Genomic DNA, 11,342 nt, shown 5'->3' on the forward strand with positions numbered 1-11,342 from the left:
ATAACCTCCCACATAGCTCTTACAGTTTAATGAAGAGAGGCCCCTAACCTCAAAATCGAGATTGGGGCCTCTGATCATGCTTTCGCCAGATGCCACCCGCGAAATTCCGTTTGAGCTAGATCACGATCTGAGCCCAGCGGATCAGAATATCCGCTTGCTCTTGCGTAAAATATTTCCCGGTTTGGTCCGTTACCTGTTTGATATAGTCGGCCATCATGCTCTTCGCAGCGTCTATTTTTCCTTGGCCGGCCGCAGCTTTCGCCTGGTCCAGCTTTTGATTCAGCGATTTGGCGACGGTATTCCATTCTTTGGCATTCGTCTCCTGCAGGAATACGTTCGTCACGGTCTTCAAGCTGTCAAACGTGACCATCACCGTAAACGTATGGTCGGCTGTCGTCTGATTGCCCGCCATATCCTCCACTGTGACCGTAGCCGTATGCTCGCCGGATTCCAGCGTATACGCCTTGACCTGAAGCAGAGGCTGATCGCAAGGCGTACCATATACGCTCGAAACGACATCGTTCGCGCTGCAAGTTATGGTCACCGTTTGATCGATCGTGTACGATGCCTCTCCCATGATTTGAACCATAGGTGCCGAAAGGTCGATTTTGACCTCCAGCGAATTCGTTTCTCCCGTATCCACGGAACGTCGGTACTGAACCTGATGCCTTCCCTCTTGATCCAAGACCACAGGCTCGCTGTAGGCGGTCCAAGTGTCTCCGCCATCCAGACTGTACTCCGCGATTTTCGCAGGAGAGAGTGTCACCGTAACCGGCGACGTATACCAACCGTTCTTGCCGTTTGGCGCCGCAGGATCCAGTGAAGCGGTAATATCCTTCCACTGCAGCTCTTCGAGCGCCTCCAGCAGGCTCGCCGCGGCAGTATCGATCTCCTCCTGAGCCGCATCGGCGTTGTCCGCCACCGACTCCGCATTCGCGAGCGCCGTTTGGAAAGCTTCATAGCTTTCGGTTGTGTAATACTCGGCAACAACTTCGGCCGCTTCCTCCAGCAGAACTGTAAGCAAGCTGTTGTCGATCCATTTCGCCGTATTGTTGTAAACGCCCTGGATATCTTCCGCGCTCATGGCGTAGTTGTAGATGCGGAACTCGTCGATCATGCCGCTCAGCAGCGGATCGTTAAACTGGCTCTTGCCGATGTAGTTTTTCTTCGGTTTGAAATCGCTCGGCTTAATCGTAAAATTGCCGGCTTTTGCTTTCTCCACGCCGTTAACATACAGCTTCGCCGTACCGCCGCCGAGCGTCACAGCCACATGCACCCACTGGTTGCTTGCGAGCTGCGAGGTTTGAATCATCTGTTCGCCGCCGCCGTTCTTGATCGCGAAACGCAGCGTATTGTTGCCGGACCTTGGCGTGAGGAACATAAACTGATTGGTGTCGTTGCCAAAGTCAAAGATGCGCTGCCACTGGTTGCCGCCCTTCCAGTACACCCAGGTTGCAAATGTCATCTCGTCGTAATTGGCAACCGGATGCGTCTCAGGCAGCATCACATGGTGTTGTCCGTTCAGATCGACAGCCTGTCCGATCTTGCCGGCCGGATATTCAGGGGTTCCATAAACGGTTCCGCCCGTCGATCCGATGGCATTGTCCGCATTGCCTTCGAACGAATAAAGCGAGATAGGAATGTGAACAAGCAACCCTTCAGCCTGATCAAGCTCAGCTATAAGCTTCAGCTTATCGGCTCCCGGCTTCACGATCTCCGTTTCGATTCGCTCTGCCTCTTTGAAGTACAGGTAGTAGCTGCCCTTCGTGTAATCTGCTGCCGGAAGGATATGAAGCATTACCTTGAAGTCCACGGTTTGGCTAACACTAAAGCTTCCGTTGCTGACGGTAAAAGTTACAGGATGACTTCCATAATCCGCTTGATCCGGAGTCCATGTGAAAGCGCCTTTCGGTACGTCAAATACCGCACCTGCAGGTAAATTCTCGGCACTATAAACAAGCGGCTCATCCGTTGGATCGGTTGCAGGCACCTGATAGGTAAACAACTTCTCCGCCGTCAGTTCAACGGTCGCAACGGATTCGAAAACCGGCTGCCCTTTGACCGTGATCTTGACCGTTTTGGAAGAAGACAATTCACCGGCTGTTGCGGTAAAGATTACAGAATATACGCCGCCTTGTTCTTTACTTGGCGTCCAGTCGAAGACCTGAGTATCCGCGTTGAAGGTTGCTCCCTCAGGCAGACCGCTGGTCCCGTAAACGATGCCGGCAGTTTCAGTCTCCGCTTGAACGGTAAATGTAAGTTTACTTTCCGCAATGACGGTTTTATTTCCTATGGAAGCAATCACCGGCATTCCCGGAATATACTGCAGTCCTTCCAGCGCCGTCACCAAGCCCTCTGCCGCCGCATCGATCTCTTCCTGTGTTGCACTGGCGTTGCCTTCTACCGATGTTGCTGCAGTTACAGCCTGCTCGAGAGACTGCAAGCTTTCAGCCGTATAAACCTCAGCAGCAATTGCAGCAGCTGATTCATCCAGCAAGTACGCAAGCAAGGTTTTGTCAATGCCTCTCTCAAGGAACTCTACTTCCTGAAAGTTCACGAAACCGGAATGATCATCATAGATTCGGATATAACGGTATGGCGTCGTATCCGGATTGATTGCGGAATACCATTTGAATTCCGTTACGGCTGTAATCTTATGCAGATCTACCCAATTCACGCCATCATTAGAGCCTTTGAATATCGTATTGTTGGCACGGGTTAAATGGCTCTGCCTAGGAAGATAGCGGAAGGTGTCAACCACTTTTTCATTACCTGCGCCAAAATCTACATCAACCCAGCTTACAGCTGACCTGGTATGGGTAAGGTTAGTCTCTATGCCATCGAATATGAACCATCCGTTTTGTTCTTCAGAGATATTATCATTACCCCAGCCTTTTTCGGAGGCTCTGACCATAGAAGGCTGTACCTGAACTTTCGCCAGATTCATCCTGAACGAAACCAATAATTTTTTCGCCTCATAAATGTCGTTAATAAGCTGCGCCTCATCAAATTCCGGGCCTGCCAGCTCCGCTTTGATTCGATCCAATACCTTATGGAACAGGTAGAAGCTCGCCTTCGTATAGTCGGAAGCCGGCAAGCTCTCCGCATCCTCTAACACAATGGCAATCGAATCCGCATAAGCGCTTGCGGCGGTCGAGAACGGTTGCGGGGTGCTGTCGCCGTGAACGGCCATCACCTTATAATGCACACTGCCAAACCGTAAGACGTCCTGGAATGACGTCGCTCTTGTACCCGAGAGAACCTCCTCCCAAGGGGAGCCGTCTTCCAGCTCGGTCGTGCCTGCCTTGAATACCGGATCGGTCAAGCTCGCCTCTTCATCATTGGTGCGGTATATGTTGAACCAGGAAGCTTGCTTCGGTTTATTCCAGCGCAGCGTTACCTGATCCTTCACTCTGGAGGTGAAAGGAGTGACAATGCCTTGCGGCGTTTCCGTTATCGTGACTTCGCTGAATTGCGCCTGATCGCTTGCGGTTACTCCGGTATAATACGCATAAGGCAGCAAGGTAGACATCTTCGTCACATACGTCCAATTCGCCCCATCTTTGGATACGAATGCGTACACGGTCTGCGAATCATGATCCCGCATCAGTTTGACGTACGGATACTCTGCTGCGGTATAGCCTTGAATATTCGCATTCAGCGGGCTTGCGATTGGAATCGAAAATTGAGCGAACGAGACCCTCGTGCGGTTTTGCAGCACAAGGTCGCCGTTCTCGTTCGCACCGAAATAGATGTAGCGGGCTTTGTCCTTCGTGAGCCGGTCGCGCATCATAATGCCGCTCGCTTCTCCCGATGCGCTGTCGATCTTCGCACTGACGGAGCTGTTGCCGGAAGCGACCCGGCTTACAAAATGCAGCGAATCGTTAATATCCCGCTTGTAAATATTGGAGTCGTCTCCTTGACCGAAACCTGTCCCGTTAACAGCATCGATCGATACGGAAGAACCGTCGATTACTGCGTTGCCTCCCGTGGTCCCGATCCGGTCGTCGCGCCATGCCTCATCGGTATTACCGGATATCGGCGCCGTCAAATCCGCTTTCGCGCGCCAGGAATCCCAGCCCGCTCCGTTCCCGTTGACGGCCGAAACTTTATAGTAGTACACATTGCCGTTTTGAACCGTTGTGTCTTTGTAGTAATTGCCGGTTACTCCTTCAGCGATAATCTCATAGGGTCCGTCTTCCGCTTCCGAACGTTTAATCGTGTAGGATTGCCCGCCTGAAGTCGTTTTCCAGGTGATGCCGACATAACCGTTGCCTGCAAGCGCATGGACAAAGTCAACATGGAACGGTTTCGGAGCGAGTTCGAAATCCGACGTCAATTTCAGCACCATTGCCGTTTTGGGCTGGACGGTCACTTTGCCGTTCACGACCGGCACGTTCATCCCCGTGACAAGATCGAGCACCTCGCTGCCCGAGAAGTCGGCCGGCAGTTCTACCTCGAATGTCATCTTGTTGCCGTACTCGTCGCGGGTCGTGTTGAATATCATGAAATACTTGCCGTACCTGGACGTTTGCAATTCCGGGAAATTGTTGTAAGGATTGTCTATTTCAAAGTTGTCGCGGTTAATCGTTCCTACGCCCGGCTGATAAGAAGCTGGCACAGCTTCGCCTCCCAGCACCTGCGGCGCCCCTGTCCAACCTTGCGCAAACCCGGAATGATAATCCCAGTCGATCTGGGGTGCCCGCAAGTAGTAATCTTCATACCGGAATCGGTTATTCGTGGCGATCTGGACGACATGATCGTAATTGTCTTTGATCACATGAAGGCGTCCGTTGCTTGCCATGCCGCGATTGCGGTAATTCAGCGCGCCGAACATTCTAAAATCGCCGTCTCTTACCGACACGTACATATTGTCGATATCCGCCCATGCCAACTGCTCGTAGTCGTCCGGATTGACTCCGAGCGCGGCAATTTCTTCCGGCTTATAAACGTCGAAATCCGTGTGCGGAAGAACAACCCCAGCCATAGCATTACCGTCAAATCGTCCGTAATTGTCCCGGCCTTCCGTGATGTAATGATAGGTTTCTTTAAGCAGAAAATTTACTCCGCTCATGCTTCCTCTATATCCGAAGTCTTTCACATGCAATAGCTGGCGATCCGCAAGTTGCTGCTGCACGAAACCGACCGCTTCTCCCGCATATTGCCAGTACTTGTCCCACTCCGGACCGCTGTATCTTTGCTCGTTCCCGGCCATCGCCATTTCCAGGGATGCGAACTGCAAGCTCATTCCTCTGCCGGTTCTCGCACCGTATGCCATGAAGCCGGAAAAGCTTTGATTTCGCTCATCGGTCACTTGTTCCGCTCTCATGATTCTTTTACCGTCGCCATCCAATGACTGATAACGGACAAATCCGCGGGCGTGGATGGATGTAAGCGCCGCTTTCAGGATTTCGTCGTTAACCTCTTCGTCGCCGGCGTGGCCGAGCGTTTTATAGAAATAAACCAAAAGATAGTTGGCGGCCTCGCCGTAGTTGGCTACATAACCGTTTTCCCTTGTAAGTCCAGCCTCGGTTAAGCCGGTATAATGCTTGCCGTAAGGCAGTCTTCTAACAACGTTGCCTTCCGCGTCCAGCTTGCTCTTAGCCAGCCCTTTGCCGACAATGTGGACGAAATCGTCCGTAAAGACCGCGTTTCCATCATGTTTAAACAGGGAATGGTACAAATCCAATTCTTCGCCGCCGGGACCGACCAGCACCTCTTCGCCCAGGAATGGCTTAACACCCAAAGTTTCAAGCAGGATTCGGTGACTGCGCTCTTTGCCTTCAAAGAAAGGCGAGCCGATGATGCGCAGCCCCTCGTGAGATTTCCACGCACCTTCGTACATATAAACTACCTGGTTATATATGTATGAAAGCCGCGCACGGGCAAAGTCGAAGTTTGCTTTCATCACCCGTTCCCAGGCTGCGCGCCGAGTCAATTCGCCGCCGTCCCAGTCTACGCCCGCCAGAGAAAATTCCCCTTCTGTTGTTCCGGTCGCGAACGGTTCATCCAGAAACTCATTAAACGCCGCTTCTCCATAAACGGAATCGTCTTTGATCAGATTTTCGACGATGTACAGCGCTTCGCCAAGAGCCATATAGTAACCGCCCCAGTCGCCCTGATGTCCGCCGCGCAGCACTAGTCTCGTATTGCCGTAATAATCTTTCACATGGTTATCGATCGTTTTAAAGATACGCTGAAGCGCCGCCTTTTTCTCTTCCGGCGTTTTGGCCGGAGACCAATCGGACTTCAACACGCCGGCATAAAATTTTAGCTCTTCCGTATATTTGGCGATCACCATCTTGCCGCCAGCGCTTCCATCCACTTTGGCCGATAAATTGTTAAACAGATTAACCTGTTCTTGCACGTAGCCATCGATCAGAGCCTGCTTCTCCGCATCCGTCAGATCCGGCGCCAGCATGTTATCCGGATTCTGGTCGGGCTTGAATTTATAGCCCTGCTTTTCCCCATCCGCATGAATATAGGCTTGTGTATGGGTATAGGCGCTATAATAGCCCCTTGAAACAGTCGTCATACTGTTCCAGGGATGGGATTTAATCGTGATCTCGACCGTATCCTTCCCAACCGTTGATTCCAGCGGAAGCATGATCGTTTTGTAAAAAAAGCGGTTCGAAAGCACCCAGCCCGTGTTAATAGGTTCATAATCCCCATTAGTGGTATATCCAATCTGCTCCCCGTTAATATGAATCATTTCGTTGGAGGTGGACGATTCTTCCCCCGAAAATTTCACAGTGAAGTAGTTGCGGAGATACGGATCGACTTTCATTGTAAAAGTCAACTCCCCCCCGCCCTCATTAGCTGCGCGAATATTCGACACACGGGCTGTTTCGCCCATGAAACCGGTAATTACGCTCGTAAAGGCGTCCTTGAAGTTGTGAGCGCTTTCAGAATCGATATTGCCGAAATCAAGCTTGTCCAAATAACCGTTGGCAGGTTCAGGTTGAATACCTTCATTAGACGCGAATACACGATTATTCACCGCAGGGACGAACAATTGCAACAGCATTACTGCCGTCAGACAGACGGCCAGGGCGCGCGCCGCCCAGGTTGTTTTCTTTTTCACTAAATACATGATGGTGATCCTCCTTAGACATTTTTTCATTTTTCCAAAATCGTTCTATTTTTCGATGCTATCTTCTTTACCTCATGACTCATCCAGAGAAAAGACTGACTGAATGGGTGAACATCTTCGTCTTTACTCCCAGCCCGATTGCGATATTTAAAGATTCCTCCTTTCAAGATTGAGCGCCTTTTGAAACCGAATCATTCATTCATTAACTCAATGGAAACTCACCCCCTTGGCAAATGCGGGTTCATAAGAAATAGGTTTCTCTTCTCTGACCGGAAATACCGGTATAGTAATCCGGGTGATCGATGGGATCGAATTCGAACGAACGGTTTCGTACGAGTTCAGCGTACAGCCCGCCGTCTGCCGCATGATTCAAATCTTCAAAAAAAGATGCCGAGCAGGTCGCCCATCGCTGCTCCACGATCTTTTGTATTTATGGTCAAAGTCCCTTACAAGCTCATCTACTCTCGTCGCCTCCGCCGCCAGATGTTAGATTTAGTTCGAATTCCCCTACAGCCTCTATGCCCACCCGGCGCAACACTTCAAGGCGGAAGGCGGTCGGCCACGCCACCAGCCATTCCGCAACGCCGAACGGCTCCTTCCAACGGGTGTGAAAGTAGCCTTCGCCCTGACTGCCCTCCGGGCGCAGCTTGCCCATGATCTTCAGGCTGCCGTCCGATATGCCGATCGTCGCATTCGCCCATGCGGCAAGGGCTCTTTCGCGCCACATCGAGTTGCCGGTGAGCGCGGCCAGCTCAAGCCAATCCTCGAAAAAAGAGAGCGCAAACGGATCAAGATGATGGTGTTGAGTGGATACCGCCGTCCCGCCGAAAGTATCGTACCCGATTGCTCCCAGTCCGGTCCCTGCGTCATACCTGACGGTATGATGCCACTGCCATGTTGCCAAATACCAGGCGGCATGCTCCGCCCATTCGAGATACGTCTTCTTGCCGGTAACTCGGAACAGCGCAAGACCCGCTTTGAGCAAAGGAATTGCCGACTCCTTGTCTACGCAATAGGTATCCAGCGCCCCCGCCGTCGTGTAGCCGTTGCCCTGCAGTTCCCTCATATAATAGCGGTAGCCAAGCTCTGCTCCATGAAGGTAGGCTTCATTACCTGTAAGCTCGTATGCCTTGACCAGAGGCGGGACAAGGAAGCAGCCGACCGTGCCCTCCGGATCATCCGGAGTCCCGTCGTTCTTCCACGACTTCCCGATCCGGCCTTCCGGCGATTGCACGGATAAGACGAAATCACAAATGCCGAGCGCGGTTTCGCGGTAGATCGGCCGTTCCACTCCGCATCTCCGGGCCAATTCTTCCGCCTCGAACAGGTTTAACGCAGCCGTTCCGAGGTTACAGGCGTCCTGCACTTCCTGTTCTGCCGGCTTGAATTGCAGGACGTAGTCGTACTCACAATGAATCATCCCGTTCGGCAGCCTTCCGCCGGTTGTCCAGCCGTCCAGCACGGCGAGGCCTCTACGAAGCGAATCCTCATTGCCGGAATTCAAATAATCTGCAAGCATCGAATTGGCCAGCGAGGCGTTCTGTCCGCACCAGCCGATTGCGTAATTACGAGCTTGTTGCCACTTCTCTCCGTCCCATTTTCTGCCGAGCGAGAATCCCCGAAAATCCCCGTCTTCGGCCCATAGGCTATTCTTGGCATACTCCATGCCCAGTTCCCAGATGCGCTCTGGTTCATACCTTGCCCGAACCGGACGTTGTTGCAGCCGCCAGGCCTCTTCGAGCATCATTCTCCACGACGTGCGCGGCTCTGTATAAGCATGAAGCGTCAGAAATACACGGGCCGTAAACGTCTCGCCCGGCACAAAGGTCCTCTCCGCCTCGTATGCCTCGGCGTAACGGTCGCGGCCATCATAGGTCGCGGGCGTCTCTGACTCCGGCCAGATCAGCCGATGAATGACTCTTCCTCCAGCCGGCACGAGCGAACAGGAAAAGCCTTGCATATCCCGGGGAGGCTCACCGAACAAGGCCACGGCAACTCCGTCCCCCTCGGAGTAGGTTGCGCCGGCCACTGCCGTCCGATGCCACGCAAATACCCAAGGCTGCCCATTGCGCATCAGCCCTTTCGGCTCCAGGCCGCTGCCCCAACCGTTCCCGTTGTAGGTGACGGAGGGAATCATATAATACTCAGGCTCGTAGTCGGCAGCGAAATCCATCGAAAGCTTGCACGCCGCGGGCGATTCGCCTCGATAAGTGAACTTCCGCGTCCACTGCACCAATCCTTCCCTTATCTGTTCGAACGTATCGGTTGCTGCGAAGCGTTCGTCCTCGAACGGCAAGACGTCGCCGATGATCCTTTCGCCCAGTAGGAACGTATATCTGTTGTCATTATTACGTTGTTTCCAGTTGATCTCCACCGTTAACACCACTCCTATAGAACCCCCACCCCCCATGCTTCTAATAAAAGTATGGGGGTTTGTTTGTTTCCGGATCTTGTTCTGTTAAGATACCTTTTCAGACCATTAAAGATATGAGAAATGAAATCAATGTTACTTATCAGACATAGCTTCGCCCATTCATGCAAGGAAATTTGCACTACACATATAGCATATATGGCTAAGTAACCATTTAACGTGCCAAAACAACGATTAAATGTCTTCCGACTGATCGAGAATGAGCCCGACCATTCCCAGTTGATCAAATCATCGGAACGGTAAACTTCCTGCCCTCTTCACTCGTCCACGATTAAACAATAGAAATTCTTCAACTATTCTTTTATAGAACCGAGCAGCACGCCTTTTATAAAAAACTTCTGCGCAAACGGGTACATAATTACCATCGGAATCGACGAGATAACCATCGCCGCCANATTCTTTTATAGAACCGAGCAGCACGCCTTTTATAAAAAACTTCTGCGCAAACGGGTACATAATTACCATCGGAATCGACGAGATAACCATCGCCGCCAGCTGAAGGGTTCGGGCTGTAACGGTTCCCGCACCTTGAGCTCTGGAGTAGAGTGCTTCGACAGCGGCATTGTTGGCGCCCGCGACAGTAGCCATCTGTTCAATCGCATTCGTCGACTGAATGAGCTTTAAGATCAAATATTGCAGCGTCTGCAAATCGGCGGATTGGGTGAAATACAGCGTCGCTCCGTAATCGTTCCATACGCCGACTGCCGTAAACACCGAAAGTGCAGCCAAAACCGGCTTCGATAACGGGATAACAATTCGGAAGAATATCGTATACTCATTCGCTCCATCCATTTTGGCCGATTCGAACAGAGCGTCGGGAATCGCCTTGAAATTCGCATTGAAAATAATGACATTCCAAAATCCGCCAAAAAGGGCAGGGATGATGTATACCCAGTAGGTATCATACAAACCGAGCCAATTCAACAGCATAAACGAAGGAATCAGCCCGCCGCTAAAGTACATGCTCGTAAAGCCTATGATCACATACCATTTTTTTCCCTTTAAATAAGTACGGGAAAAGGCGTAAGTAAACATCGCCGTATATAGAATAGAGATAACCGTTACAATCACTGTCCGGGAACCGCTAACCCATGCAGCCTTAAGCATCCCCGGGTCCGACATAACCGTCGCCCAGCTCGCCCATGTAAATTCCCTTGGCCAAGCAAATATAGGTCCGCGCACAAGATTGTCGCCTGTATTCAAAGAATTGACGATAGAAAACCAAAACGGATATATCGTCACGATCATTATAGCGATCATGATGACGACATTCGTCACATTAAATATACTTTCTCTCCAGCTCCTGCCTCCGACCATTCCGGACGCCTCCTAAAAGTTATTCTCGCTGCTTCCCTAAATCATCTTCTCTGCAAGCGAAAAACTCGCTTCGGAAGCATACGTTTAAAACAAACCTGATTTTGTAAGCTTCTTGGATAGATAGTTGGCTCCAAGCAGCAGCGCAAGCGCAAACACCGATTTCATTAACCCGATCGCCGTAGCCGAAGCGAACTGGAACTGCCCAAGACCCGTTCGATACACGTAAGTATCAATAACTTGACTGGTCGGCAAGTTCAAAGAGTTTTGCAGGACGTAAATCTGCGAAAAATTATTGTTCAGCATGCCGCTTATTCCGAATATGACCAGAATCATAACCGTAGGCAAAATGCCGGGCAGCGTGATGTGCAGCATTCGTTTCAAACGGCTCGCACCGTCGATAGCGGCAGCCTCATATAAAGACTGGTCGATGCCTGCCATGGCAGCCAAATACAAGATGGCGCCCCAGCCTATTTCTTTCAACAAATTTGTTCCGATGGCGAT

Annotated in this window: 4 protein-coding genes and 1 pseudogene; all 5 read right to left on the reverse strand. The window is 51.4% G+C overall.

Annotation, left to right across the window (positions count from 1 at the left end):
- Positions 1–115 precede the first annotated feature (115 nt).
- Positions 116–7,093, reverse strand: a complete 6,978-nt coding sequence (locus tag ASG81_RS13370; protein WP_056634676.1) for a LamG-like jellyroll fold domain-containing protein — start codon at positions 7,091–7,093, stop codon at positions 116–118.
- Between the two features lie 241 nt (positions 7,094–7,334).
- On the reverse strand, positions 7,335–7,511 hold the full coding sequence (locus ASG81_RS31645; protein WP_162255026.1) for a hypothetical protein: 177 nt from the start codon (positions 7,509–7,511) through the stop codon (positions 7,335–7,337).
- A 36-nt stretch (positions 7,512–7,547) separates the two neighbouring features.
- On the reverse strand, positions 7,548–9,467 hold the full coding sequence (locus ASG81_RS13375) for a hypothetical protein (protein WP_235548859.1): 1,920 nt from the start codon (positions 9,465–9,467) through the stop codon (positions 7,548–7,550).
- Positions 9,468–9,919: 452 nt separating this feature from the next.
- A pseudogene (locus ASG81_RS13380) lies at positions 9,920–10,841 on the reverse strand (carbohydrate ABC transporter permease); the annotation flags it as partial.
- Between the two features lie 84 nt (positions 10,842–10,925).
- Positions 10,926–11,342 (reverse strand): ABC transporter permease subunit (locus ASG81_RS13385; RefSeq protein WP_155971503.1); only part of this gene is annotated, 417 nt, incomplete at its 5' end.

The organism is Paenibacillus sp. Soil522, from assembly GCF_001428245.1.
Classification (GTDB): Bacteria; Bacillota; Bacilli; order Paenibacillales; family Paenibacillaceae; genus Pristimantibacillus.

Bases quoted from the DNA above. Each gene is read 5' to 3' on its own strand.
- ASG81_RS13370 (WP_056634676.1), bottom strand. From the start codon at position 7,093: ATGTATTTAGTGAAAAAGAAAACAACCTGGGCGGCGCGCGCCCTGGCC.